Source organism: Variovorax sp. GW821-FHT09B05 (assembly GCF_059418265.1).
On the sequence record NZ_JBWKPN010000001.1, the window covers coordinates 1,039,863 to 1,066,275 of the forward strand.

Here is a 26,413-nt window from a genome sequence, read left to right on the forward strand (position 1 = left end):
CGCCGCTGCCGCGCGCAGGGCGCCGCCCTCCGCCCCGCGGCAAGCGGGAGCGGAGGAGGAAGCAGGCAGGCGTGGAAGAAGGCCTAGCGGCCTTGCCGCAACAGGCGCCGCTCTTCGTTGCTCAGCATCGACAGCACCGAGGCATCGAAGCCGCCGCCATGGCCGAGCACCTGGACCGGAATCCGCGCGTCGGGGCCCGTCGGGGCCGAGGAAGAGAGCGAGCCGGTCTGCGGCATCGGCTTCTTCTCCTCGCCCGGGCTCGTGCCCGCCGGCTCGTTGCCGAAGCCCAGCACGCGCACCGTGAACACCGAGGGCAGCGCCTGGCGCGCGGTGGCGCGTTCGCGCTGCACCGTGTCCTGCGCGGCCATCGCGGCTTGAGAAGCCGCCGCGCTCGCATTGGTGAGCGCGCCCACGTTGACCGAGGCCACCACCGGCAGGCCCTTCGACTCGCCCTTGACCTGGATGTTGGCGGCGTTCACCACCTGCAGCGCCGCGAGGTTGACGTTGCCCGAGACGCGGATACCGGCCTCGCCCGCGTCGATGGTGCCCAGCGGCGCGATCAGGTCCACGTCGCCCGGCGGCACTTCCGGGATCGGGTCGAGCGTCGCGATGCCCGCGCCCGTGCTCGGCACGTTCGGCGACAGTTTCACGTTGCCCAGCGTGTCGTACTCGCGCTTGGGCGGCGTGTAGACCAGCGTGGTCTTCGAGCCGCGCCCGGCGTTGATGTCGCCCTCTTCCGACCACGCGAGGATGCCGCCGCCGAAGGTGGTCATGATGCGCGACAGGCCCAGCAGGATGCTGCCCTGGCTGAAGATCCCGATGTCGCCCGCGCCCTGCGTGACGATGCCCGCGGTCGAGGGCGGCACCTGGCCCTGCACGCCCACCACCACCTGCCCGCCGGGCGCCAGCAGCTCGATGCTGCCGCCGAACAGCGTGCGCACGCCCGAGCCGCCGAACAGGGTGATGTCGCCGTCGCGCTCGATGGCGTTGCCCTCGGCATCGAGCTTCGGGAACAGCGCGGCGATCGCATCGCGCCCGCGCAGGTAGGAGCCGTAGCGCTTGCTGGCCTCGTCGTTGTATTCGCGTCCGCCCGCGCGCAGCTCCGCGAAGTACACCGTGCGCAGGAAGATGTGCTGCTGCTCGGGTGCCAGCGTGCCGAAGTAGGCCAGCGCCTCGGCGGGGCTGCCGCCGAAGCCGTGCGTCTTCTTCAGCCACTCGGCCAGTTCCTGCTCATAGGTCTTGACCACCTTGCCCGAGCCCGCGAGCGCGGTGCCCTCGGGCAGCAGGTTGGCGGGATCCAGGTACTTCATCAGGCCCGCGTAGGCCGGGCCGCCGGCACCGGTGCCGGCCTGCAGCACGACGTCCGCGCCCGCGCGGTTGTCGCCCGGCACCACCTGGCCGATGCTCACGATCGTGCCCTTGTCGCCCTGGTAGATGTTGCGCCCGGCCGCGACCTCGAGCGTGCCGGGACCGGCGATGCGGGCGTTGGCATAGAAGATGTCGCGCCCGGCCTCGATCGACGAGACGTCGGTGTCGTTGGCATTCATGATCACGCTCGGCGCGCCCAGCGGGTCGTTGGCATTCCCGAGCCCGAAGCCCACGATGTCGCGCCCCGCGCGCACCTGCGCGGCCTTGGCCGCGAGGTAGGTGGCGGGCCGCGGCGCGCCGAAGGTGCTGGCCGGCTGGCTGGCGCCCAGCGTCGCGCCGACGATGTCGCCGTCGACGGCATACAGCCGGATCGGCTCGGTGTCGCCGGCATGCAGCACGCCGGCCGGCGTGTCCGCGGGCTGGAAGGCGAAGTACCCCAGCGTGGGCGAGTAGGTCGTCGGCCCGCCGACGAAGGGCGGCGGCGCGATGCGCACCAGCGTATTGGTGCCGTAGCCGTTGATCCCGTCGATGGTCAGCGTGACGATGTTGGACGTGAAGTTCGGTGCGACCAGCAGCCAGGCGGGCTTGAACGGATTGGGCAGCGCGTCGACGCCGGCCCGGGCGCCCGACATGCCGACCAGCGCCGTCGCCTCGCCCGCGCCGCTGGCATAGATCGAATCCGCCGCCAGCAGCTCGAGCTGGCCGCCGGCCGATGGCGTCAGCTCGTAGGTGGTGGGCGCATTGCTCTGCTGCGATCCGTAGTAGATGCTGCCGCTGCCGGCCACCGCCCTGAACTGCGCGGGCATGAGGGCGATGCCGTAGATGCCGCCATAGCCTTGTTCGTTGACACTGGTGCCCTGGCCCCAGAACGGCGCCAGGTTGCCGCCGGCGGCGAACAGAGAGACGGCCGTGCGCGGCGTCCACAGCGAGAACCAGCTGCGGCCCACGCCGACCTTGGTCGGGTCCGAGGCCAGCGCGCCGAGCACGGTGTAGTTGAACTGGTAGTTCCCGACGGTGCCCGGATCGAGCATGGTGGCATCGCCGTAGCCACCCAGCACCAGGTCGCCGCGGGTGCGGAAGCTCGCCGTGCCGTCGCCGGGCACGATGGCCGGACCGCCGGCGCTGCCCGCGAGGCTGGCGGTGTAGAGGTCCACGCCGCGCGGATCCTGCGAGCCCTTGACGCCGTAGGCGAGCTGGAGGCTGCCGATCGATCCCGCGTCGATGGCGATGTCGCCGCGCAGGTCGGCGAAGGTGCCGTTCATCTCGTCCGCGAGGGCCCGGCGGTCCGCGGCCGGCGCCGGATTGAGCGCTCCGCCGATCTTCAGCCGCAGGTCGCCGCCGCCGGTCTGCACCAGCGTGCCTCCGGTCACCACACCGTCGCGGCTGGTCACCGAGGTCACGCGGCCGGTGGCGCCGACCGCCACCGTGAGGCCGCCCGCGGGCCGGGTGCCGACGTCGAGGCCGTTCGGGTCGTAGGCCTCGAGCACGCCGGCATGGCCGTCCACGCGCATCGTGACGTTGCCGCCGCCCAGCGCGCCGAAGCCGTCGAAGCCCGAGACGCCGATCAGCGCGTCGCTGCGGCCCGTGGCCGGGTTGTAGCGCGTGCCGGTCTGCACATAGGTGCCGAAGTTGATCGACCAGGCCGGCTGCTGTCCCATGCCGTCGCCGCCCTGCGTCCACAGCCAGCTGGCGATGGAGGTGGTCTTGTCGTCCCTCAACGGTCCCCAGTCGGTCAGGTTGCCCTGCGCGGCGACATAGAGGTCGCCGCCGTGGTCGGGGAACCAGGTGCTGCGGTCGTTCAGCGCCGCGTCGTAGGCGGCCACGCCGGTGAGCTTGGCGCGCGGCAGTTCGAAGGCCGCGTTGCCCTCGGGCAGCTCGCTCTGCGTGCCGGCGGTGTAGACGCCGAAGGGCGTGGCCTGGCTGAAGTCGCCGCCGGCCAGGATGTCGAGGTCGCCGGTGCCGGTGCGGATCACGCTGAAGATTGGCTTCTGCGTCAGGCCGCTGAGGCGCGAGTCGTCCAGCGTGATGTTGCCGGCGCCGCGCAGCGCACTGGCCGGTCGCAGCGCGCGCGTGTCGGCGGCGGCGAGGTCGGCGCCGCCGACCAGGCGGATCGAGGCCGACGGGCTGCCGGCCGCAAGCATCGGCGCCAGCGCCCACAGCGGCCGCGAGCGCATGGACAGCACGTCCGCCGTGGTCGACACCGCCGTGCCCGCGGGCAGCACGGTGCCGGCCGGCAGGTCCATCGACGCGGTCAGGGTGTAGCCGCCGACGAGCACCAGGGGATTGCCCGCCTGCCAGGTGGTGGCGGCGATGTCGAAGTCGAAGGGCAGCGAGGCGCCGGTGCCCAGCGTCGTGCCGCTCGGCAGCACGGTGCCGGCGGGAATGGTCATGCCCGCGGTCCAGGTGCGGGTCGGCGTGGCGATGGTGCCGGTCGCGGTCAGCGCCGCCGACAGCGTGTAGCCCGCGGCCAGCGTCACCGCCTGGGGCAGCGACTTGCCTGCCGCCACCTGGGGCGGGGGTGCCAGCACCACGTCGGCATAGCCGGCCGTGGCCGAACGGAAGACCGTGCCGGGGTAGATGACCGCACCGTCGCCCAGGCCGTAGGCGATGTAGCTTCCGGGGCCGAAGCTGGTGCCGTTCCAGTTCCAGTCGTCCACGCGTCCCGAGACCACCTGGACCGGCTCCAGCATCTCGCCCCAGGAGTTCGCGCCGCCGAAGTAGTAGACGTTCGCGCCCACGTTCGGGTCGTAGGCGGGATGCAGCACGATCTGGCGCGGCGTGGCCTCACCCGCGCGCAGCACCTCGCCGTCGTGCAACTCGATGTTGAAGGGCAGGGTCACGCCCACGCCGAGCGTGGTGCCGACCGCCAGCGTCGCGTTCTCCGGCAGCACGTAGTCGGCGTTCAGCTTGGCGCCGGCGAGCAGCAGCACCGTGAAGTCGTCGGGCGAGCCCTTGGGCTTGCCGAAGCCGTCGGTGATGCTGCCCTTGATGTCGAGGTCGCCCGCGGCACGCACCGTCAGCGCCATCGGCTCGCCGCGGCCGTAGCGGTAGTCCGCGAGGTCGATGTCGCTGGCGATCGTGAGCTTGCCGCCCGAGGCCTCGCTGCTGATGATCTCCACGCCCGGGCGCAGGTGGTAGGCATCGCCATAGGCCTTCAGGCCCGCCAGGCGGCCCTGCAGCGCGCCGTTGGCGAGCGCGTTGGCGTAGAAGACCTGGCTCTTCGCATCGATCTGGTTCAGGCCGACGGCGCCGGCCGGCACGTTGTCGGCGCCGGTGTCGCGCACGATGGTGCCCGCGGCATCGGTGGGCGCATAGGTCCAGAAGCCGTTCACCGCGATGCTGGCCGCGCCGTGCACGTTCACCTGGCCCGAGGCATCGACCAGGATGTCCCCGCCCGTCTCGGTGGCGCGCCGCGCATTGAGCACCACGCGCCCGAAGTTCACGCCCGGCGCCGACACGTCCAGCGTGGTGCCGTCGTCCAGCCGCAGCCAACCCTGGGCCGACGTCAGCTCGATCGCGCCGCGGTTCAGGGCCTCGATGGGCTGGCCGTAGCTTTCCACCTGCAGCACCGTGCCGTGCGCATCGAGCACCGCGCCGCCCGCCAGGCGCAGGTCGTCGTGCGCGGCCAGCCGGATGCTGCCGGGGCGCTCGCCCGAGGCGTCGATGTGGCCCTTCACCGTGAGGCTGCCGCCATCGACCGAGACCGTGACGTCGCGCGCCTTGAGCTCGTCGCCGATCTCCAGGTTGCCCTGCTTGAACGCGAAGCCGCGGCTGCCGAGGAAGCCGGCGTCGGTGAGCCGGGTGTTCAGGGCCGCGAAGTCGCTCGTGAGCGTGGCGGCGCTGTCGCCGATGCGCTGCGCGCGCAGGTCGATGCCGCCGCCCGCATGGCCTTGCGCGCCGCCGCCGCGCAGCGTGCCGTCGAGGCGAACGGCGCCGGCATCGGGCCTGGCATCGGCGCCGTCGTTCAGCGCCGAGATGCGCAGCGTGCCCGCATCCTCGTGCGCGGCCGACACGTCGATCGTCGAGCCCTGCGCCTGCAGCACGTTGCCGTGCCGGCTCTCGATGAGGATGTCGCCGCCCCAGGTGTTGCGCACCTGGTCGAAGAAGGCGAGGCTGCGGCCCGACACGTCGAGCCGCGAGCCCGCGGCCAGCGTGATGTCGCCCTCGGCCGTCAGCGTCAGCTTGCCGGTGGGCAGCACGATCGCCGAGGCGATGTCGATGCGGCCCGCGTGCAGGTCGATCTGGCCGCCGACCTTGTCGGTGCTGGCGGTGGCGCCGTCGGGTGCGGTCACGAAGAGCGCGCCGCCCGCGTACAGCCCCAGCACCGCGCCGGACTCGGCCGTGAGCAGCGGCGTGTTCAGCCGCACCGTGGCGCCGGTGCCGGCGTAGGTGGCGGGATCGAAGGCGGTGCTCGGATCGGCGCCGTTCTGGTAGATCGAGACCGTGCCGTTGGCATTGCCGACGATGCGCTCGCTGGCGTTCAGCGCCACGTCCGAGAAACCCAGCATCAGCCGGTCGAAGCGCACCGAGCTGTCGGGCTGCGCCGGCGTCGGGTAGCCGAACACGATGCTGTTCGCGTTCACCTCGAAGCGGCCGCTGCCCGGGCCGCCCGCCATCACGGCACCCGGCGCGGCGCTGCCGTACAGCGGCCGGCTGGCGTTGTCGTTGATGACCTTCGTGAAGGTGTCGTTCCACACCAGCGTGTCGGTGCTCAGGCGCACCGTGTCGCCGGCCGCGCCATAGCCGTAGATCGCGGGGCTGTTGAACACCAGCTGCTTCAGGTGCGACTTGCCGGTGGCCGGGTCGATGGTGTCGAGGTCGACCGTGCCGAAGAAGTTGATCGACTTGCCCGCGCTCAGCACCAGGTTCTCGATCGCGGGCACGCCCGCGGCGCGATTGCCGGCGAACAGCGTGTCGAGGATGCCCTGGTCCAGGCTCATGCCCGCCGGCAGTTGCGCCACCGCCGCCAGCGCGGCCGCGGTACCGATGTTGAACGAGGGCACCGCGAGCGAGAGGTTGCGCGTGCCGATCTTCGGCGTGCCGACCAGCGACACGCCGAGGTCGGAATAGAAGCCCACCGTGCCTTCGGAGTACAGCGCCACGCCGTCTTTCAGCTCGATGTTGCTGCCGTACAGGCCCGAGGGCGCATCGAGCGTGAAGGTGCCGTTGGACACCAGCAGGATGGCCGTGCTGCCGAAGGGCGAGGCCTTGGGGCCGAACAGCAGGCCGTTGCGCGAATCGAGCCAGCTCGTGCCCTGGCCGAGCGTGCTGATGCTGGCGCCCTCCTCGAGCGTGATCTTGCTGGCGGCGCCGAGCACGACCTGTCCGCCGGTCAGCGTCACGCCGCGCTCGAGCACCAGGTTCTTCGCCATCAGGCCTTCGTTGCCGATCACGCCCTGCAGGGCGATGTTCGGCGTGGTGACGTTCGGCATGCCGCCGATGTAGAGGTTGGGCGCCTGCAGCTTGCCGATCTCCGAGGCGGCCACGGCGATCGTGGTGGCGTCGTTGCGCGTGGCGCTGCCGTCGGCGGTGATGACGAGGCTGGTGGCGGCGGGATCGGTATAGACGCCGCCGAGCAGCGAGAAGGCGCCCGGATAGCCGCCCCGGGCGGCCGAGAAGTCGGCGCGGCCGTTGAACACCAGCGCGCTGGCGTTGGCGTTGTCGGGCGCAACGCGGGCATTGAAGATCAGCTGCTTGCCGTCGATCTCCAGCTGCGGGCGCAGGGTGCCGAAGGTGTTCGCCCGCGCGAACTGGAACTGGTCGTAGCCCTGCTCGTTGTAGCTCGAGTAGGTGCGCAGCGTGGCGCCCGGCGTGACCGTGACCATGGTGCCGAGCGAATCGCGGATGGCGGTGTTGGCGATGCCCTGCACGCCGGTCAGCGCGTAGGAGCCGTTGCGCAGCGGCAGCGCGCCCGCGAACTCCTGCACCGCACCGCCGAGCTCGACGCGGAAGGCGCCGGGCAGCAGGGCGTAGTTGGCCGGCATCAGCGTGTAGGTGCCGGCGGCCAGGCCGGGCACGCCGTCGGGAATGGTGATCTGCTGGCCGATGCCGGGCGCCGCGCCGGTCCAGGCCGCGTTGTAGCCGCCGGGCACCGGCGCCGTCTTCGCGCCGGGCACGATGGCGTAGACCTTGCCGCCGGCCTTGAGCGGACTGAGCAGCGTGTCGACAGAGCCGCCGCGGCCGGTGACGAAGGCCGCGCCCAGCAGCTGCCCGCCGCCCGACAGGTCCAGCAGCGAGCCGGCATCGCCGACCAGCGAGGCCGCGTTGATCCGGAGGCCGACCTGGCCGTTGATGCCGAGCTCGTCCTTGGTGAAGACCCCGCCGAACTGGCCCGAGCCCAGGGCCGGCTTGAGAACGTCCACGCCGTTGACGGTGTAGTTGACGCCGTCCACCGTGCCGCCGAAGGGCATCGCGAGGCCGCTGGTGCCGACCGAGGTGACGCTGCCGTCGAGCAGCTCGACCTCGCGCGTCGCGTTCAGCGTGAGCGAACCGAAGGGCGCGCGCACGACGCCGCCCTGGCGGATGACATCGGCGTTCAGCGTGAGGCTGCCCAGCACCGAATAGGGCTGCGCGGGCACCTCGCCCGTCGAGCGGATCGACAGCACGGACGAGGTCGTGGCATCGGGCGCCTTGCCCGCGCCGGCGCGCGCCACGGCCACCGCGCCGCTGACCGGATAGACCTGCGCGGCCGCCAGCTCGAGGTCGCCCCAGGCGCGCAGTTCGGTCGTGCGCCCCGACGAATCGTTGAGCTGCGCCTCGGGCGCCGAGGCGGTGCCGGCGAGGAAGCGCAGGTCGCCGCTGCTCTGCAGCAGCGTGCGGTCGAACTGCATGCGCACCGCGTTGCGCAGGTCGATCAGGTCGGACTCGGCCGTGAAGCTGCCGCCGGTCTCGTGGTCGGGCAGCTTGGCGCCGCCCACCAGCGGCACCTGCGAGGACGGCGAGCGCCCCACCATCTGGATGCCGCCGTCGAACAGCAGGTAGGGCGCGGCGAGCCGCACGTTGGCGCCGGCCGTGGTCTGGTAGATCAGGCCCTGCTGCAGCGCGAGGCTGCGGCCCAGGCGCAGGTCGACATCGCCGTCGAAGAAGAGGCCGGAGCGCGCCCACAGCGACAGGCTGTCGAAGCCGCCGCGCGCGACCTGCGCGGCGCTGACGCGCGCCGTGCCGACGACGAAGCCGTCGTCGAGCGCGCCGGGCGCCAGGTCGGCCGCGAGGCTGCCGGGCCGGTCGTCCTGCGCCACCATGATCACGCGGCCCGGCCGGGTCAGCGGATCGATGCCGAAGGGGCCGCCGTAGACCGGCGACTCGAGCACCAGCGACAGGCTGCCGCCGCTGGCGCCCGCGCCGCCGGCCGCGGCGCGCAGCTCGCCGTCGAGGAAGAAGCTCTGGTAGGAACTGATCGTGATCGATCCGCCGTCGCTGGCCACCGTCCGCGGCGCGCGCGCGGGACCGGCGGCACCGACGCTGCCGGCCGCGACGTCGAGCACGGCGCTCGCGCCCGAGGCATCGATGCGCGCGCCCGGGCGCACGACCACGTAGGAACTGCTGGACATGACGCCGCTCGCGAGCGGGTTCTTGCCGCCCAGGCTGCCGAGCACGATGGCGCCGCCGTCGAGCACGGTGCCGTAGGTCCGGCCCTGCGCGTCGAGCGCGGTGTAGGCGCGGCCCGCGACATCGAGCACCGCGTGTTCGCCGATCCACACCGACATCGCGTCGGCGGGATCGTTGTCCTCGTAGTTCCATTCGTTGGGATGGGCGATGCGCCAGGCCGCGGCCACGTCGTCCAGCGTGCGCGTGTTGACGATGGAGATCGCGCCGCCCGGCGCCACGAAGCTGCCGTCGACGGTGATCTGGCCCTTGCTGGTGAGGTCGATGCGCCGGCCGGGGTCGACGCTGACCACCGCCCCCTCGCCGATCACGATGCCGCCGCTGACCAGCGGATTCGCCACCGCGCCCGCGACCGAATTGGGAATGCCGCCGGTCAGCGACAGGTCGGCGCCGGCGCGCTGCTTGAGCGTGCCCTTGAGCGCGTTCTCGGTGAACAGCGGCGGCAGGTAGAGCTGCGCGGCCTCGGCCAGCGCATCGCCGGCCAGCGACTGCTGCGGCGCGCCGCTGCCGAGGCTGGCGCCGGTGAGGCGGTAGATCGGCATCGCCACGTCGACCTTGGTGCCCGGCTTCACGACCGCACCGGCCGCGCCGCTCAGGTTGTAGGCCGAGAAGCCCTGCTGGAAGAAGGCCTGGGCATCGGTGACCTCGAACACCGGCATGACCGACGCCGCCACCGGCAGCACGGCACCGCGCTGCAAGGCGGTGCCGGCGATGACGTCGAGGTCCATCGCCAGCACGGTGCCGGCGGCATAGGTGGTGGTGCGCCGGTAGATCGGCAGCGGTGCCGTGAAGGCATCGGCCGGCATGACGTAGCCGGTCGGGAAGGAATTCTGGATCGTCACCACGAGGTAGCCGGCCGGGACGAGGCTGCCGGCCGCATAGGCCGTCTGCACGCCCGTCACCGGATCCCTTGCGTACACGCCGTCGATCGGCGTGGTCCAGCCGTTGGGGCCGACGGTGACCGGCTTGTTGAAGGGGATGTTCACGATGGCGTTGGGCGGCACCACCGCGCCCAGCCGGATGAAGTCGCCCGAGGACACCTTCAGCTCGAAGGGCAGCGTGGTGCCGGCCGGCAGCACGAAGTCCGCGCCGACCGTGAGATCGAAGGGCGCCGCCTCGCCGGGCGCCAGCAGGCCGCGGGTCGCCAGCAGCGTGCCGCCGATGGAGATCGCCGCCGGCGTGACGATGCTGAGCTTGCCGCCACGGGTGAAGCCGTAGGAGGCGATGGTGCCGCCGCCATCGATCACCAGGCCGCCCGCGCTCAGGCTGACGTCGCCGCCCGCGCCGCCGAGCACGCTGCCGTTCGACAGCAGCGCCGCGCCGGCCGAGGCGTCGATGCGCGAACCCGACTCGAGCTGCAGCGCGCCATTGGTGACCAGCGTCACCGTGCCGCCGTTGCGGAAGGCCGCGCCCCAGGCGCTCGCGGGGTCGAGCGCCGCATTGGTCCACAGGCCGCGCGTGTCGATCACGATGCCGCGCTGGACCGTCAGGCCGTGGAGGTCGCCGAACAGGCCGGTGCCGCCCACCAGGCTCACGGAGCCGCCGCGCGCGCTCAGGCTGCCGTCGAGCGTGACGTTGCCCGAGGTGGTGAAGTCCATCGCGCCGCCCGGTGCCAGCGCGACGTCGCCGCCGATCGTCAGGTCGCCGAAGGCCACCGTCTTCAGGCCGCCGAGCCCCGCGTCGTTGAGGCGGTCGCGGTTCATCCACACGAGGTTGCCCGTCTTGGCGATCGCGCTCGGCGGCTGCTCGTCCGACGGGCGCTCGTTGTCGATGCGCACGTCGGAGATGCTCTGCAGGCGCGGACTGGCGCCATCGGTCTTGAGCGTCGGGTCGTAGCTCTGGATCACCAGCCGCGCCGGCAGCGCCGCCTGCGTCTGGCTCAGCTTGTAGGCATCGCTCACCGTCAGCGGTCGCGCGTCGGTCTGGCGCGGCCCGTTGTAGACCCGCGCCTCGATGTCGCCATCGAGCAGCGCGTTGGCCGAGGCGATGACCAGCGAGCCCGCGTCGCGGCCCACGGTGTAGCCGTTCTCCATCTGCCGCTGCGGCGCGATCAGCGGGTTGTAGAAGGAGTCGGTCACGCCCCAGCGCGCGTGCTTGTCCTCGTAGCCGACATACACGCCGCTGTAGACCAGGTCCGCCGGCGCGTTGTTCGCCGTGTAGAGCCGCCCGTCGCTGCCCTTGAGCCAGGTGTTGTGGATGGAGCCGGTCTGCACGTCGAGCGTGCCGCCCGACAGGTTGATGCTCGAGCCCGCCGCGGTGACGGTGCTGTCGCCGGCCAGGTTGACGATGCCGCCCTGCGCCGTCCACTCGCCGATGCCGTGGCCCTGGTTGCCCAGGTAGCCGCTGACCTCGAGCAGCCCGCCGGCCGTGTACCAGCGGTCGCTGTCGTACACGCCCGCGGCCGCGGGCACGCGCACGAGGCGTCGGCGGTCGACCCAGAGGTCGCGGTTGAACAGCTTGCCCGCGTCGCGGTTCAGCGGTGCGTCGCGCAGCTCGTTGCCCTGCACGTTGACCTTGACGTCGTTGCTCTCCATCGCCACCCGCACGCCCACGCTGCCCGACACGTCGAGCTGCGCGCCCGAGCGCACGCGGATCGCGCCGAAGGTGGCCGGCGTGGTGGTGGCGACGTCTTCCCGGGTGCCGGCCGCCGCGTTGCCGGCCGACACGGCGAGCTGGCCGCCGGTGGCCAGGGTCAGCGAGCCGCCCTCGAAGTCGACCGCACTGCCGCCGACGATCTCGATGCGCGACAGGTCGCGCCGGTCGGTCAGCGTGGACAGGTTGTCGAAGTTCCTGCCGGAGGTGGCGGCCGCCAGGGCGCGCAGCTGGTCGAGTGCGGCCGAGTCCTTGATCAGCGCATCGCGCTGGGAGTCGAGCGCGGTGGTCTTGCCGTCGTCCTCGGTCACGATGGCGGTGACCGCGCCTTCGCCCATGCGCACGGTGCCCGTGGCGTCGTTGGCCGAGGTCAGCAGATGGACCGTGCCGCGCGTGTTGACCGTGGTGGTGGCCACGGCCACGCCGTTCTGCCGCACGTCGCGGCCCGCGAGCGTGATGTCGCCCTCGCGCGCCAGCAGCAGGCCGCTGTTGACGACCTTGCCCGCGGTGCTGTCGGCAATGAACTGCGGCGCGACCTCGCTGCCGCGCGTGGTGGAGAAGGTGTTGCCGTCGGTGCCCACGCCCTTGCGGATCAGGAAGCTGTCGCCCGCGGCCAGCAGTGCCTGGCCCTTGCGCGTGGCGATCTCGCCGGCATTGGAGACCTCGGTGCCCAGCAGCATCACGTAGCCGCCGCCGTCGGTGACCGAGCGCGGCTCGGTGGTCGTGATCTTCGCGCCGGCCTGCACCTCGACCTTGCCGAGCGCGTCGGTGAAGGTGGGGGTCGCCACGCTGGCGCCGTACAGGCCGCCGCTCGTGAACTGGTTGTCGGTGATCCTGGCCGCGGCCGCCACCAGGTTGCGCACGTCGACCTGGCTCGAGCCCGAGAACACGATGCCGTTGCGGTTGGCGATCATCACCGTGCCGTCGGCCTTGATCTGCCCCTGGATCTGCGAGGGCCGTGCCTGCGGATCGTTGACCTTGTTCAGCACGCTCCAGGCCGACTGCTGCTGGAACTCCACCGTCGTCTGCTTGCCGACGTTGAAGGTCTCCCAGTTCAGGATCGCGCGGTCGGCGGTCTGCCGGATCGCGACGTTGGTGCGGCCGTTCGACACGGTCTGCACGGGCGCGTTGGCGTTGAGCCAGCCGGCGGTCAGCGAATCGGTGTCGACCTTGAGGCCGCCGTCGGCGAGGCCGTCGGGGACCGATGCCGGATCGTTCGCGGCCGCCTGCCGTGCCGCGGCCTGCGCGCCCTGCTGCGCCGCGATGGCCTGCGCCGCCAGGTTGAGGTTGCCGATGGAACGCTGCAGTTGCGCATTGGCCTGCTGCTGTTGCGCCTGCGTGCTCGTCAGGCTCGACGCCGGCATGCCGTTGGGCAGCCGGCCCGTGGCGATGGCGGTGTTCTGCGCCATGTTCTTCTGCGCCATCCAGCCCGCGCTGAACGCGCGCTGCGCATGCGCCGTGCCGAGCAGGCCGCCGGCCGCCAGCGCCATCGCGATGGCCCGCGCGATCGGCGCCCTCCGCAGATCGTGCCTCGCCTGTGGATGGTGCTTCGCCTGTGTCGCCTGCCTGGCCGCGCCGTTGCGTCCGCCTGTGCTCATGTGATGTTCCCGCCCGCTGGTTGAGTCGTTGCCACGGCCGGCCCCTCGCGCGGCCCGCCATTTCCGGAGAGAACCCGACACCGCTGCGGCTGGAAGCCGCCGATGCAAGGCCCGTCCCTTCTAGATGGCTGGCACCGCGCGAAACCCCGAAGAATTTTTTTCTCCCGGGCCGAGGACCGCTGTCATGACGCGGTCATCGAATCCACCCTCAGCTCAGGATCAGCACACCGCCCGGCAACGACCGCGCGCTCAGGTCGAACGAGCGCTGGATCTGCAGCAGCGCCGCATCGAGCGCCTTGAACTGCAGGCGGGCACTGAGGGTCTTGTGGCGCAGCGACGGCGCCATCAGCACGACGCGTCCCGGCCGGTAGCGGTTGATCTCGTCGATCACCGCGGACAGCGGGCTGCGCTTGAACACCAGCTCGCCCCGGCGCCAGGCGGCCGCATCGGCCGGATCGACCGCGACCGGCGCGCCGATCGATGCGTCGTCGTAGCTCGCCTGCTGCCCCACACGCAACGACAGGCTGCCCGCCGGATGCTCGACGCGCACCGCGCCCTCGATGCAGGTCACGCAGGCCTTGCCATCGAGAAAGCGCACCTCGAACTTCCCGCCCTCGCAGAGGCTGCGCCCCTTGCCCGCGACCACGCCGAAGGCGCGCTCGGCGGCGCGCACATCGACCGCCGCTTCGCCGGCCAGCAGGATCAGGCCGACGGTCCGGCCCTCCGCGGCGACCTGGCGCACGCTGGTGCGGGTGTTCATCGTCACGTCGACCTGGCTCGTCAGCGCCACCGAGCGCTGTTCGCCGGCCGCGGTGCGGTAGTCCGCGTTCCACTCGTCCAGCGGCGTCCACAGCCCCAGCGGCGGATGCACCACGGCCACGCCCGCGACCGCCGCGGCGCTCACGGCCGCGCCCAGGAAGACGCGACGGCCGAGCGACGACCGCTGCAGCAGCCGCTGGTGGTGGCGTGCGAGTTCCGCGCGCGTGCCCAGCAGCTTGCCGAACGCGGGCTTCAGCAGCCGCCACTGGTCGCGCGCCTCCTCGAAGGCCTTCTGATGGCGCGGGCCGAGCGCGCGCCAGCGCTGGAACGCCTGCGCGTCCTCCTGCGTCGCCTTGCCCGAGGTCAGCAGCACCAGCCAGGCATGCGCGTCCTGGCGCAGCAGCTCGGGGAAATCGGTCTTGTCGGATGAATCGGAGAGGTCGCGCATCTCAGCTCCTTCGCCTCGCGCTGCCCGTGCGGTCCGTCGCACGCCTGCCTTCTCTCAAGATGGATTTCGCGCGGCGAATCCCCGAACTATTTCTTCTCGACATCTTCATCCCGGCCTGCCGTTTCGCTGCGCGAGGCGGGTCGCGCAGTAGTCCTGGCCCGCTTTCAGTTCGTATTCGACGGTGCGCAGCGACACCCCCAGGTGCTTGGCGACGTCCTGCTGCGACCAGCCCTCCCAGCGCACCAGCAACAGGATGTCGCGCCGCCGCGCCGGCATCTTCTCGAGGATCTCGTGGAGCGCCTGCAGCTGCGAGCGGTCCTCGGCCACCCGGTCCGGCCCGGCCGCGCCGTCGGGCACCAGGTCGAGCAGCACCTGCGCGTCTTCGGCGGACAGCAGCTGCTGCTGGCCGCGCCGCGCCTCGAGCGCGAAGTTGACCGCCATCCGCATCACGTAGGCCTGCGGGTTGGCGATCGGCCCCTGGATCTCGCCGCGCTGCAAACGCAACCAGGTGTCGTGCAGCGCATCGTCGGCGAGCTCGTCGTTGCCCACCGTGCGGCGCAACCGGCGCTTCAGGTCGCCGTAGCGCTGGACCAGGAAGCTGCGCAACAGCGGCAGGACGTCTTCAGCCATGGTCAGGGCACCGGCTGGCAGACGCGCGCCTGCGCGACCGCATCGAGCGGCAGCACGATCAGCGTCAGCGGCTGCCTGAGATCGGGCGGCGGCGGCTCGACGCGCAGCGCCGAGAGCGTCGAGATCACGGCCGCGTCGCGCTGCCGGTTGCCGGTCGATGCGAGCAGGCGCGCCTGGCGCACCAGGCCGGCGGCATCCACCTGGAAGCGCAGCATCGCGCGGTAGTCGCTGGGGGCGGTGCGCGGGTCGGCGCACAGGGCCTTCCACACCCCGGCCTGCACCGAGCCGTCGTAGCGGCGATGCAGCTCGGCGGGAACATCGCGGGTCGCGACCTCCGGAGCTGTCTTCAGCACGAAGGCCGCGATCCGGTCCCGGTGGCCCCCGACGTTCTCCGCCGTCAGGCCGGTTCCGGCGAGCAGCGCATGCAAAGCCGCCAGCGGCGTGTAGCGCCCCTGCACGGCCGCCGAGCTGCGGCCATCCACCAGTTCGTCGTCGAACAGCACCGACTGCCGCGCCGCGTTGGCGAACTGGTCGAGTGCGATGGGCAATGGCTGGGCCGGGATGTTGAATTCGATCTGCGACTCGCTCGATCCCGGCGCGATGGTCACGGACTCGATCGCTTGCGCATGCGCGGCGCCCGCTCCGGCCATGAGAGACAGCGAGATCAGTCTTCGTGCCAGCGCGACCACATGACCCAATAGCGGGGAGCCTGCCATTTCCTGTCGCGCAGCCGTCGATTCCAGAAGGGAGGAGCGACGCGAATCGCCCGGGGCCTGAAACTTAAGGACTCGAGACGACACTTTCGTGACAGCCTGCGAGCCCGCCGATGCAAGCGCGGCGGCGAGCACCGATGTCATAAATTCCACCTAGCATGGCCGCATGAGCCTGCATCGCCCCAGCCGCCGCCAAGTCCTTCGTGGTGCGACGGCCATGGCCTTCGCGTCGTCCGTCGGCGCCAGCTTCGCCCAGGGTTCTCGCGCCGCCGAACAGCCGGCAGTCCGGGTCACGCAGCTCATGGACACGTCGCCGAGCCAGCAGGCGCTGTCGCGCGACTATGCGACCGGCTTCCGGCTCGCGTTCGCGGAGCTCAAGGCCACGACGGGGCTCAACGTGCAGCTCAAGGCCGTGGAGGTCGGCGACTCGGACGCCGACGCCCAGGCCGCGCTCAAGGCCATCGGCGAGGACAGCGCGCAGGTCGCGCTGGTGGGCACCGTGGGAGAGCGCCTCGCGCTCGCGAGCCTCGCGCATGCGGAAAGCGGCCGCCTCGAGATCGCGCATGTCGCGCCCTGGCTCGCCGATTCGCGCTTCGATGCGAACCCAAACCTGTTCGCCCTGTTCGCATCGCGCGAGGACCAGATCCGGCACGTGCTCAAGAACCTCGCGACCATGGGCGTGGCCAAGATCGGCATCGTGTATCCCACGGCCGCTCACGCCACGGCGCTGCAGCCGGGCATGGCGCAGATCGCCGAGCGCCTCAAGCTCGAGGCGCAGGTGCTGACGGCACCCAAGGGCCGCGACCTCGAAGCCTTCGGCGGCCAGCTGCCCGCCAGCACGCCCTACTTCCTGCTGTTCACCGGCGATGCCATCGAGCTGGCGCTGTTCACGCGCGGGCTCGCCAAACGGGGCGTGCAGCGCACCGTGGTGTGCCTGTCCGACGTCGACACCAACACCTTTCTGCAGCTGAGCCCCGGCAAGGGCGTGCCGATCATCTTCACGCGCGTGGTGCCGGACCCGCGCACCAGCAAGGTGGCGATCGTGCGCAGTTACCGCAACGCGCTGCAGCGCTACTTCGACGAGGACCCCTCGCCGACCAGCTTTGCCGGCTACCTCGGCGGCCGTTATGCGGGCGCCGTCATCGCCGGCGCGGGCACCGAGCCCGGGCGCGCGAAGCTGCTGACCCAGTTCAAGCGCCGCGCCGCGGTGGACCTCGATGGCTGGCGCTTCGACTATGCGGGCGGATCGCGCGCCAGCAGCCAGGTCAGCCAGATCCTGTTGAACAGCAGCGGGAACTTCGTGGGCTGAAGGCCGCGGGGGCACGCGCGGGCCCGCCGATCGTGACGCTAAGATGCGCGCGCGGCACGGCGACGCCGGGCCGCATGCCCGTCGGCCCCGCGCCGACACGATCGAACAGGGAGAAAAAATGAAATTGCTGCTGTCCACCGGCGTGCTCGCCGTCTTGCTGTCGCACGGCCATGCCTTCGCGGAGTCGCTCGCGCAGTCCGCGAGCGACCCGCTCCTCGAAGCCGCTGCGTCGCAGGCCGCTTCGTCGTCCTACATCAAGAGAAGCTGGGTCGGGGCCAAGCCGCTGATGGCGTCGGACCCGAACCAGGGGCTCTACCCCTCGGCCCGCTGGGAGACGCGCACACGCAGCTTCCTGACGACGGATGGCCTGCCGCCACCCGCCCAGGCCGTGGATGGCCGCGGGCTCGCGGTGGCCTTCGCCCTCAACGCCGTGCTCGACGCGACGGGCGCCAAGGACTACTTCGTCAAGCGCTGAGTCGCGATCTCAGATCTCAGCCCGCGCGCTGGATCATCTTCCACCCGTTGCCCGACGGGTCCCTGAAGCCGGCATCGACAGTGCCATAGCGCTCCACCGGCTCCTGCGTGAACTCCACGCCCTGGGCGCGGAGCCGTTCGTAGCTCGCGCGGCAGTCGTCGACGCTCAGCACCAGCGGCGGCATCGCGCCCTTGGCGACGATCGCCTGCAAGGCCTGCGCCGTGGCTGCGTCGTGCACCGGCGGGCCGGGCTTGAACAGGCCGAGCTGGAACGCCGGCTGCTCGGGATGCTGCACGGTCAACCAGCGGTAGTCGCCGTTGCCGACATCGGTGTGGACGCGAAAGCCGAGCTTGCCCGCGTAGAAGGCGAGTGCCTCCTCCTGATCGCGCACATACAGACCGACCGTTTCAATACCTTGGCTCATGGAATCTCCTGTGGTTCGGCCTCGTTTGTACCGGCCGCGGCCTGGCGGCGCTTCTCCGAAACTGCTGTTTCGAGATGGGGCCGCTGCGAGGCGCTGACGATGCAGGCGGGCACGGGCCCGAAGGCCTGCGCCTCGCTTTTGCCGCGCGTGCGCACCTCGCCCGGGCTGCCACCCGTGATGTCGCGGAAGGTGCGCCCGAAGGTGCCGAGGCTGGACCAGCCGGTGGCGAAGGCGATGTCGGTGATCGAGAGTTCGGTTTCGCGCAGCAGCGCGCTCGCGCGTTCGATGCGACGCGTGAGCAGGTAGCGATGCGGCGGGGTGCCGAAGGCCTGCTTGAACGAGCGCGCGAAGTGGGCCTCGGAAACGCCACTGACCTGCGCCAGCCGCTCGACCGGCCATTCCTCGTGCGAGGCAGCGTCCATGCGGTCCTTGGCGCGCAGCAGGCGGCGCAACAGCGCGGGGTCCTGAACGGGCGGCGCGGCGTCCGCACTTGTCATGGGTGTGTCTCCTTCGATGAACATGCCGCCATGCGTCGGCATGCGGCATTGTGTCGCAGGAGCGTGCGGGGGATCTTCGCGGTGGCCTACAGCGCCGGCCGCGCGGCGGATGGCGCGCGCGCATCCTTCGCCGGGTTCAGGAAATCGAAGCGCGTGGCCACCGGCGAAGACTCGGGCACCACGTAGACCACGCCGCGCCGTTGACCCAATGCGGGCTTCACGTAGGCGTCGTAGAAGGCGGCGGGCACGTTGATGCAGCCGTAGGAAATTCGGTTGTCGGCGATGGTGGGCGAGGCGAGCCGCTCGAGCCGGCGGTCGGCCTTGTTGGTGGTGCGCACGCGGTGCATGGAGATCGCGGCGTCGTAGTCGACCCAGACGATGTCCTCGCCGCCCGTGTTGCGCCCCGGCTCGGAAGCGAAGCGCCCGGCCGGCGTGGTGCGTTCGTGCGGCCTGATCTTGGCCATGGGGCGCTCGCCAATGCCCGGCACCGAATCGTCGCCGCGCGCGAGACCCAGCAGCACCGGCGATGAGCCGAGCAGCGTGCCCTTTGCGTCGAAGACGAAGACGCTCGCAGCCTTCTTGTCGACCACCGCGAAGGCGCCGCCCGCGTTGTCGCGCACCGCGACCGCGGCCTGGGCGATACGCTGGGCATCGGCCGTCAGCGGGGCCGCGGGCATCGCGGGCGGGGCGGCGAACGCCGCCGCGCTCGCGAGCAGCAGCGCTGCCGCCGCCGCCCGCGGATACGGAATGCCTGTGTGCATCACTGAAGCCCGCGGCCTCAGTTGCGGTCGGCGCGCGCCGGACGCATCGGCTGTGCGGCGGCCATGGTGCTGCTGCCCGAGTCCTGCGACATCGCGGTGCCGCGCATCGGAGCCGGTGCCGGGGTGGCGGCCATGGTGTTGTTCTGCGGCGTGGTGCCGGTGGTGCCCATCGGGCCACCCGCGGGGCTCTGCTGGCCGGCGGCGGTGGCCGGGTTCGGCGGCGCGGTGGTGGGCGGGTTGCCCTGCGCGAAGGCGGCGCCGGCGGCGGTGAGTGCGAGGGCTGCGATCAGGTGAGACGTGCGATTCATGGAAATGCTCCTTGGGGAAATCCGGCAAGGCCGGAAGGTTGAGATCCGCCGGACCGGATGCCCGACATGGATCAACTTAGGCCCCACGAAAAATCGCCAGGTCAGTTCGCGGCGCGGCCTCCTGTAGGAGCGCGACACCCCAAAACGGCACGGGCCAGGCGTGCGCGACGCCCGGCCCGTGCCGGCAAATGCCATTCGGTGGCGTTGGCTACTGCGGCTTCTTCTTGAGGCTGATGACCTGCGGCTGCGTCACTGCCTTGAGCCCGTCGATGCCGAACTCCAGGCCCCAGCCCGAGCTCTTGACGCCGCCGAAGGGCACCATCGGATGGATCGCGCCGTGCTGGTTGATCCACACGGTGCCGGCCTCGATGCGCGACGCGACTGCGCGCGCCTGCTCGATGTCGGTGCCCCAGACCGAGGCGCCCAGGCCCACGTCGACGCGGTTGGCCTGCGCGATCGCGTCGTCGATGTCGCGGTAGCGGATCACCGGCAGCACCGGGCCGAACTGCTCCTCGTCGACCAGGCTCGCGCCGTCCGCGATGTCGGTGACCAGCGTGAGCGGATAGAAGTTGCCGGCGCCCGCGCGCGGCTCGCCGCCGCAGACGATGGTCGCGCCGCCGGCGCGCGCCTCGTCGACCAGCCGGCGCACCTTGTCGAACTGCATGCGGTTCTGGATCGGGCCCATCGCGATGCCGGGCTGCGCGCCGTCGCCCATCGGCATCGCCTCGGCGATCGCCTTGAGCTCGGCCACCACCGCGTCGTGCAGCGCATCGGGCACGTACAGCCGCTTGGCGCAGGCGCAGGTCTGGCCCATGTTGAGGAAGGCGCCCCAGAACAGGTCCATGGCGATGGCCTTCGGGTCGGCGTCGGGCAGCACGATGGCCGCGTCGTTGCCGCCGAGCTCGATGGTGGTGGGCGTGAGGTTGCGCGCCGCGGCGGCCGCGATCTTCGCGCCGGTGGCACTCGAGCCGGTGAACATGATCTTGTCGATGTCGGGGTTCTCGACCAGCCAGCCTCCGACCTCGCCGGTGCCGCTGATGGTGTTGAGCACGCCGGGCGGCAGCACCTCGGCGATCAGCCGCACCATCTCGAGCGTGCCGATGCTGGTGTATTCCGAGGGCTTGATGACCACCGTGTTGCCCGCGCGCAGCGAGGGCACGATCTGCCAGATGGCGATCAAGAGCGGCCAGTTCCACGGCGCGATCGCCGCGATCACGCCGAAGGGCTTGCGGTGCATCTCGTCGCGCCGCGTGGCGTCCTCGAACACCACCTCCACCGGCATCTCGAGGCTGGCCGGCACCTGGGTCCAGGCCTCGCAGCCGAACAGCTCGAAGCGCGCGCCCGGCACCTCGGTGGGGCCGACGCCGCCCAGCGGCTTGCCCTGCTCGCGCGTGACCCAGCCGGCCAGGTACTCGGCATTGCCGTGCAGCACCTCGGCCACCTTCATCAGCAGCGCGCGGCGCTCGGCGTCGGGCCGCGCGGCCCAGGCTGGCTGTGCCTTGCGCGCCGCGCGCACGGCCTGCTCGACCTGCTCGGCCGTGGAATGCGGCACGAGGCCGATGGCTTCGCCGGTGGCGGGGTTCTTCGATTCGAAGCTGCGCTCCGACGTGACCGGACGGTTGTCGACGGTGTTGGGGTAGGTTTGAAGGCTCATGGGGCGCAGTCTGCGAGCCCGCCGCCTTCATGGCATCGCGAACATTCGCGACGGGGTATTCCCGGGGCCTTCCCCAGGGCCCGCCGCGCCGCCCCCTGCGGCAAACCCTATCGCGAAAGCTCGCGATAGCCAGCCGCGCGGGCGCTTTCCAGAATCCCGAGGGCCGCTGCCCTGCCCTCGCCGGCCCCGGCCCCCTCACAACAACCGACAAGAAACCAGGAGTCACGATGCCCCACCGCCTTCCGCCCGCTCTCACCGGCCTTCGCCCGCCTGCGCGCCTCGCGCTGCTGCTGGCCGGCTGCGCCCTCGCCGGCGCGGCCGCGGCCCAGGCCGTGGACGGCGCGCGCATCGCGGCGGCCGATCGCGAGCCGGGCAACTGGATGAGCCACGGCCGCACCTACGACGAGCAGCGCTTCAGCCCGCTCGCGAAGATCAACGACCGCAACGTCGGCAAGCTCGGCATGGCCTGGACCTACAAGCTCGACGTCGACCGCGGGGTGGAGGCCACGCCGATCGTGGTCGACGGCGTGATGTACACCACCGGCGCCGAGAGCATCGTCTACGCCCTCGACGCGCGCACCGGCAAGCTGCTGTGGCGCCACGACCCGAAGGTCAATGCCGAGTCGCTGAGCCAGGGCTGCTGCGACGTGGTCAACCGCGGCGTGGCCGTGTGGAAGGGCCGCGTCTACGTCGGCGCCTTCGACGGCCGGCTGATCGCGCTCGACGCGCGCACCGGCGAGCAGGTCTGGTCGGTCGACACCGTGCTCGACAAGACCAAGAGCTACACCATCACCGGCGCGCCACGCATCGTGAAGGGCAAGGTGCTGATCGGCAACGGCGGCGCCGAGTTCGGCGTGCGCGGCTACGTCACCGCCTACGACGCCGACACCGGCCAGCAGGCCTGGCGCTTCTTCACCGTGCCCGGCGACCCGGCCCAGCCGCCCGAGAACAAGGCCATGGCCATGGCGATGAAGACCTGGTCGGGCAACGGCTGGGTCAAGTGGGGCGGCGGCGGCACGGCCTGGGACTCGATGGCCTACGACCCCGAGCTCAACCTGCTGTACATCGGCACCGGCAACGGGTCGCCCTGGAACTACCAGTTCCGCAGCGAGGGCAAGGGCGACAACCTGTTCCTGTCGTCGATCGTCGCGCTCGACCCCGACACCGGCGACTACGTCTGGCACTACCAGACCACCCCCGCAGATCGCTGGGACTACACCGCAACGCAGCACATCGTGCTGGCCGACCTGCGCATCGACGGCAAGCTGCGCAAGGTGCTGATGCAGGCGCCGAAGAACGGCTTCTTCTACGTGCTCGACCGCACCGACGGCAAGCTGATCTCGGCGAAGAACTACGTGCCGGTCAACTGGGCCTCGCACATCGACCTGAAGACCGGCCGGCCGGTGGAGACCGGCGCCGGCAACTACGGGCCCGGCGAGCAGAAGAAGCTGGTGATCCCGGCCTTCCTCGGCGGCCACAACTGGCACCCGATGTCGTTCAACCCGAAGACCGGCTTGGTCTACCTGCCCGCGCAGGAGACCATGGCCGAGCTCGAGGCGCAGAAGGAACCGCTGTTCCTGCCGACCAAGTCGGTGGTCAACCTCGGCCTGGAGGTGCCCGAGCTGCCCGAGGACCCGAAGATCGAAGCCCAGATCCGCGGTGCCTGGAAGGGCCGCCTGCTGGCCTGGGACCCGGTGCGCCAGAAGGCCGCGTGGTCGCACGACTACGCCAGCGCCTGGAACGGCGGCACCCTGAGCACCGCGGGCAACCTCGTGTTCCAGGGCACAGCCGACGGCCGCGCGGTCGCCTATGCGGCCGACAACGGCAAGCAGCTCTGGCAGAGCCCCGTCAACAGCGGCGCCATGGCCGGCCCGATCAGCTACGAGGTCGACGGCGAGCAGTACGTGAGCTTCATGGTCGGCTGGGGCGGCGCCTTCCCGCACATCACCGGCCCGATCTCGCTGAGCGCCCGCGTGCGGCCCGAGGCACGCGTCGTCACCTTCAAGCTCGGCGCCAGCCAGAAGCTGCCGCCTGCCAAGCTCGCGCCCGCGCTGCCGCGCGCCGCCGACGTGCCGCCGCTGACCGCCTCGGCCGAGCAGATCAAGCAGGCGCGCCTGATGTTCAACGGCCTGTGCGGCTCCTGCCACGGCCTCAATGCCGTCAGCGGCGGCGTCGTGCCCGACCTGCGCTACATGAAGCCCGAGCAGCACGAGCTGTTCGCGGCCACCGTGAGCGGCGCGCGCATCAACCGCGGCATGCCGGGCTTCGCGGGCGTGCTCAAGCCCGAGGACATGCAGCTGCTGCACCAGTACGTCATCAAGCGCACGCACGACCTCAGCGCGGAGATCGCGGCCACGCGGCCGGCCGCCAAGTAGGCAAACCCCATGCCGACGCCCTGCCCGGACTGGCTATCATCCGGCCGACCTGGATGTGCAGTCGGAGATGGGCGCATGAACGACGAAGAGCTGATGGCCGCGCAACGCCAGTTGCGCCGAAGCCTGCTGGATGGCCATGGCGCCCTGCGCTGGCGGCCCGCGCGCGACCTGGCCGCGCACCTGCTGCTGCATCTCGACGAACCCGACGACTGCTGGCGCTTCGCCGCCGGCTGGCTGCGCGAGGCCTTCGACGCCGACCGCGTCGACTGCGGCTTCGGCCGCCCCGACGAAGCCTGCTACCGCCCCCAGGCCGAAGCCCTGCGCCGCGACCGCGACGTGCCCTCGGTGATCGGCCTCGCAATCGACGCCGCCGACTGCGGCGTGCAGACCGTCTGGCATGCGCACGGCGTGGTGGTGCTGCGCGACGTCGAGCAGGAGCGCAGGCTCGGCCAGAGCACGCGCGCCGAACTGCTGCGCATGGGCACGCGCGTGAAGATGGCCGCACCGATCATGGACCGCACGCGGCCGCTGGGGCTGATGTGCGTCGACTGGATGGATGCCTGCGAGCCGGCGCGCGACGAGCGCTGGGCGCGGTTCGAGGAGATTGCGGCGGTGGTGCTGGGGCCGGTGATGAGCACGGCGCAGCGCATGGCCAGCGGCGCGCGCGATGTGGGTCGACCGGTGCATGGCGGGGATGCGATCGATCTGCTTGAGAGCCTGACGCCGGCTGAACGCACGGTGGCTCGGCTGGCGGTCGATGGGTTGAGCTACAAGGAGATCGCGCGGCGGCTCAATCGTTCGTTCTCCACCGTGGATCATCAGTTGCGCAGTGCGCGGAGCAAGCTGGGGGTTAGTTCAACGGCGCGGCTGGTGAATTTGATGTCGGGGACGCGGTCGCACTAAGGTCATGTTTGGCCATCTTGCCCGCTGAGCACGCGGCGCGAGACCAGCGCCACACGTTCTTGAGCAGACAGGTATTCGCCTTCACCGCTCTTATCCTGCAGCCAGGCCATGAACTCAAGAGTTGCCATATTTCTGTCCCTCCTTCTGGTCTCACCGACGCTTCTCGCAGAAGTCCAGTATCCGACGCTGGAAGATTCGCGCCGTGCCATCCGATGCAGCTATCTGTTCGGCATTGCTGCGCGAGAGGCTCACGACGACAAGGTCAGGGATGCAAACCGGATGGTCAGAGGACTGATGCTGCGGCTTGGCTCGCTCAGCGCCGGTACGCAACTGACGCTGGCCTGGGTGGATGAACTGGAGAAGGAAATGCCGTTGAGCGGTGAGCAGATGATGGCCTTGAACAACGACTGCAAGAGCCTGCTCTCCGAGCAAAGGGAAGTCATCACATTGCTGCGAGAGAAGCGGCTCTAGCATTCCGAGGCGCGATGCTCCGGCAGAGCACTTGCTTACCCAGCGCTGCCGAATGATGCACCTCAGCCTGCGGGCACCTGCACGATATTTGAGAGAGCCCAAGTGGATTCTGTACAGATCGTTGGTATTCAGGTTGAAAGCCGTCTGATCTCAAAAGCAGGGGCCCTTCGAACCTTTGCGACCAATCCGGTCGCCGGAACTTCAGCCGCATTTGTCTGAACCATTGTTTGCTAGAGGCTGCCATCATCAATTCAGCGGCAGCGCTGAGAGGTGATCGCTGTCAAATCCGGCTCCGTCGATATCAAAGGGAACAAGCCATAGCCGCATGCCTGCGTCGAAATCGAACAGTCGTTCCTGCGGAAATTCAGCACCGTGCGGGAAGACCAGAAACAGGTCCCCCTTGCCTGCCATGTAGCGATGGCCATATGCGAAAAGTTGGTAGAAGTCCGGCTGACTCAGGCCGTACTTGCTTTTCCTTTCATCATCGACGCGTTTCCATTTGCAATCGAGAACCCATGCATTCTCGCCATGCGTCACGAGCATGTCCGGTTCGAGCCGAAAAATTCTGCTGTCGTCGTGCCAACACAGGTATTGCGAGCGAGCAGGGGTATGCAGCCTAGCATGCGGTACGATCAATTGACGCAACGCCTTGGCGACGCAGCGCTCGAATAATTTCTCCATCGGAAACAGTAGGCTGATGCCCTGCCATGCGCCGACGACGGCAAGCGGAACCTGGTGCCCTAGGATCAATCGGCACCATGGTTCAACGGCCTCGTAGTGCGCCATAAGGCGGTCGTGAGACCAACGACGAAAGTCGCTCTCTATGTCAGCGCTCAGCGGCACTTCCGACATGACTGCACGCAATTCATGCGCCAATCGCCAGTTGGCAGGATCCTGCGTTGCCTTGCAGACCTGATCGAGCGCGCGCCGGAGCAAGCGGTTCTCCGGTCGATCAGGCAGATGCAGGTCGTGGCGAATATGAAACCGGTGCCCTCGGCCGGGCCATTGCTGCATCTGTCTGGATACGTTCAACTGACCACGCAGATAGAGCGCCTCCTCTTCAACACACTGATAGTGAAAACGCAAGCCTCGCTTGATCAGCACATCGAGTTCACGCAGGAATTGGCGGATCAACCATTCCGAAACGGGGCCATCGAAGATCTCCAGTGCGGCTTCTTCCGTAACACGCGCTGGAAGGTCTAGGGCTCCGAGTATGAGTCGACGAAGAAGCAGGCGACTGCGTGGCGCGGCATCCTCAGTGTCATAGTGCTTGGGAAGAATTTCGATCACAGTCCCGCATGGGGTCTGCACCACGCCCACGAAGTTGTCTAAACGCAGCCATGTCCGATTTTCCGCGTGCACCAGCGCAGCACCAGCGACCCGTAGACGGGAGCTCAGGTCGCACAGCCAGTCGAAGGCGGATGCGGAGATCTGAGCGCGATCAAGAGGGCGCGCAGCATCATTCGCCGAGAGCTTTTGCGTGGTCAGTCGCGCATGCTCACGGACCGTCACGATCTGCATGG

At 70.3% G+C, this 26,413-nt stretch carries 15 protein-coding genes; 5 read left to right on the forward strand and 10 right to left on the reverse strand.

The window, feature by feature from the left end:
* Window positions 1-83: 83 nt before the first annotated feature.
* The 4 genes from AC07RM_RS04545 to AC07RM_RS04560 all read right to left on the reverse strand — a co-directional run bounded on the left by AC07RM_RS04545 (window position 84) and on the right by AC07RM_RS04560 (window position 15,650).
* Window positions 84-13,163 (reverse strand): filamentous hemagglutinin family protein, encoded by a 13,080-nt coding sequence (locus tag AC07RM_RS04545; protein WP_495333337.1) that lies wholly within the window; start codon window positions 13,161-13,163, stop codon window positions 84-86.
* Between the two features lie 208 nt (window positions 13,164-13,371).
* Window positions 13,372-14,370: a FecR family protein gene (locus AC07RM_RS04550; protein WP_398492180.1), complete on the reverse strand. Its 999-nt coding sequence runs from the start codon at window positions 14,368-14,370 to the stop codon at window positions 13,372-13,374.
* A gap of 105 nt (window positions 14,371-14,475) precedes the next feature.
* A complete protein-coding gene (locus AC07RM_RS04555) occupies window positions 14,476-15,000 on the reverse strand; it encodes an RNA polymerase sigma factor (RefSeq protein ID WP_296786574.1) in 525 nt (174 codons plus the stop codon).
* A 2-nt stretch (window positions 15,001-15,002) separates the two neighbouring features.
* Window positions 15,003-15,650 (reverse strand): TonB family protein, encoded by a 648-nt coding sequence (locus AC07RM_RS04560; protein ID WP_495333339.1) that lies wholly within the window; start codon window positions 15,648-15,650, stop codon window positions 15,003-15,005.
* Between the two features lie 229 nt (window positions 15,651-15,879).
* Between AC07RM_RS04560 and AC07RM_RS04565 the strand changes: the two genes are divergently transcribed.
* On the forward strand, window positions 15,880-17,022 hold the full coding sequence (locus AC07RM_RS04565) for a type 1 periplasmic-binding domain-containing protein (protein ID WP_495333341.1): 1,143 nt from the start codon (window positions 15,880-15,882) through the stop codon (window positions 17,020-17,022).
* A gap of 118 nt (window positions 17,023-17,140) precedes the next feature.
* Window positions 17,141-17,497: a hypothetical protein gene (locus AC07RM_RS04570; protein WP_093346578.1), complete on the forward strand. Its 357-nt coding sequence runs from the start codon at window positions 17,141-17,143 to the stop codon at window positions 17,495-17,497.
* Between the two features lie 16 nt (window positions 17,498-17,513).
* On the opposite strand, the gene AC07RM_RS04575 is transcribed toward AC07RM_RS04570, so the two are convergent.
* The 5 genes from AC07RM_RS04575 to AC07RM_RS04595 all read right to left on the reverse strand — a co-directional run bounded on the left by AC07RM_RS04575 (window position 17,514) and on the right by AC07RM_RS04595 (window position 21,141).
* Entirely contained in the window at window positions 17,514-17,921 is a 408-nt protein-coding gene (locus AC07RM_RS04575) for a VOC family protein (protein ID WP_057589938.1), read from the reverse strand.
* Window positions 17,918-18,418, reverse strand: coding sequence for a helix-turn-helix transcriptional regulator (locus AC07RM_RS04580; protein ID WP_495333343.1), 501 nt, complete (start codon window positions 18,416-18,418; stop codon window positions 17,918-17,920). The genes AC07RM_RS04575 and AC07RM_RS04580 overlap by 4 nt, the downstream gene beginning before the upstream one ends.
* Window positions 18,419-18,504: 86 nt before the next feature.
* The gene (locus AC07RM_RS04585) at window positions 18,505-19,179 is read right to left on the reverse strand and encodes a L,D-transpeptidase (protein WP_495333345.1); all 675 of its coding nucleotides are present in this window, start codon (window positions 19,177-19,179) and stop codon (window positions 18,505-18,507) included.
* Between the two features lie 17 nt (window positions 19,180-19,196).
* Entirely contained in the window at window positions 19,197-19,487 is a 291-nt protein-coding gene (locus tag AC07RM_RS04590) for a proteophosphoglycan ppg4 (RefSeq protein WP_495333347.1), read from the reverse strand.
* 208 nt (window positions 19,488-19,695) lie between these two features.
* The gene (locus tag AC07RM_RS04595; protein ID WP_495333349.1) at window positions 19,696-21,141 is read right to left on the reverse strand and encodes an aldehyde dehydrogenase family protein; all 1,446 of its coding nucleotides are present in this window, start codon (window positions 21,139-21,141) and stop codon (window positions 19,696-19,698) included.
* A gap of 227 nt (window positions 21,142-21,368) precedes the next feature.
* On the opposite strand from AC07RM_RS04595, the gene AC07RM_RS04600 reads away from it, so the two are divergent.
* The 3 genes from AC07RM_RS04600 (at window position 21,369) to AC07RM_RS04610 (ending at window position 24,890) form a co-directional block, all read left to right on the forward strand.
* Window positions 21,369-23,516 carry a PQQ-dependent dehydrogenase, methanol/ethanol family gene (locus AC07RM_RS04600; RefSeq protein WP_495333351.1) on the forward strand — a complete coding sequence of 716 codons (2,148 nt, stop codon included), beginning with the start codon at window positions 21,369-21,371 and terminating at the stop codon, window positions 23,514-23,516.
* Window positions 23,517-23,591: 75 nt separating this feature from the next.
* A complete protein-coding gene (locus tag AC07RM_RS04605) occupies window positions 23,592-24,419 on the forward strand; it encodes a helix-turn-helix transcriptional regulator (RefSeq protein ID WP_495333353.1) in 828 nt (275 codons plus the stop codon).
* Window positions 24,420-24,527: 108 nt separating this feature from the next.
* Entirely contained in the window at window positions 24,528-24,890 is a 363-nt protein-coding gene (locus AC07RM_RS04610; protein WP_495333355.1) for a hypothetical protein, read from the forward strand.
* Window positions 24,891-25,136: 246 nt separating this feature from the next.
* Here AC07RM_RS04610 and AC07RM_RS04615 read toward each other — a convergent pair whose 3' ends face one another.
* A complete protein-coding gene (locus AC07RM_RS04615; RefSeq protein ID WP_495333418.1) occupies window positions 25,137-26,411 on the reverse strand; it encodes an McrC family protein in 1,275 nt (424 codons plus the stop codon).
* Between the last annotated feature and the right edge of the window lie 2 nt (window positions 26,412-26,413).

Coding starts and splice junctions, on each gene's coding strand:
- AC07RM_RS04595 (WP_495333349.1), bottom strand. CDS start 21,141: ATGAGCCTTCAAACCTACCCCAACACCGTCGACAACCGTCCGGTCACG.
- AC07RM_RS04615 (WP_495333418.1), bottom strand. CDS start 26,411: ATGCAGATCGTGACGGTCCGTGAGCATGCGCGACTGACCACGCAAAAG.
- AC07RM_RS04545 (WP_495333337.1), bottom strand. CDS start 13,163: ATGAGCACAGGCGGACGCAACGGCGCGGCCAGGCAGGCGACACAGGCG.
- AC07RM_RS04565 (WP_495333341.1), top strand. CDS start 15,880: ATGAGCCTGCATCGCCCCAGCCGCCGCCAAGTCCTTCGTGGTGCGACG.
- AC07RM_RS04570 (WP_093346578.1), top strand. CDS start 17,141: ATGAAATTGCTGCTGTCCACCGGCGTGCTCGCCGTCTTGCTGTCGCAC.
- AC07RM_RS04590 (WP_495333347.1), bottom strand. CDS start 19,487: ATGAATCGCACGTCTCACCTGATCGCAGCCCTCGCACTCACCGCCGCC.
- AC07RM_RS04560 (WP_495333339.1), bottom strand. CDS start 15,650: ATGGCCGGAGCGGGCGCCGCGCATGCGCAAGCGATCGAGTCCGTGACC.
- AC07RM_RS04585 (WP_495333345.1), bottom strand. CDS start 19,179: ATGCACACAGGCATTCCGTATCCGCGGGCGGCGGCGGCAGCGCTGCTG.
- AC07RM_RS04610 (WP_495333355.1), top strand. CDS start 24,528: ATGAACTCAAGAGTTGCCATATTTCTGTCCCTCCTTCTGGTCTCACCG.
- AC07RM_RS04600 (WP_495333351.1), top strand. CDS start 21,369: ATGCCCCACCGCCTTCCGCCCGCTCTCACCGGCCTTCGCCCGCCTGCG.
- AC07RM_RS04555 (WP_296786574.1), bottom strand. CDS start 15,000: ATGGCTGAAGACGTCCTGCCGCTGTTGCGCAGCTTCCTGGTCCAGCGC.
- AC07RM_RS04550 (WP_398492180.1), bottom strand. CDS start 14,370: ATGCGCGACCTCTCCGATTCATCCGACAAGACCGATTTCCCCGAGCTG.
- AC07RM_RS04580 (WP_495333343.1), bottom strand. CDS start 18,418: ATGACAAGTGCGGACGCCGCGCCGCCCGTTCAGGACCCCGCGCTGTTG.
- AC07RM_RS04575 (WP_057589938.1), bottom strand. CDS start 17,921: ATGAGCCAAGGTATTGAAACGGTCGGTCTGTATGTGCGCGATCAGGAG.
- AC07RM_RS04605 (WP_495333353.1), top strand. CDS start 23,592: ATGAACGACGAAGAGCTGATGGCCGCGCAACGCCAGTTGCGCCGAAGC.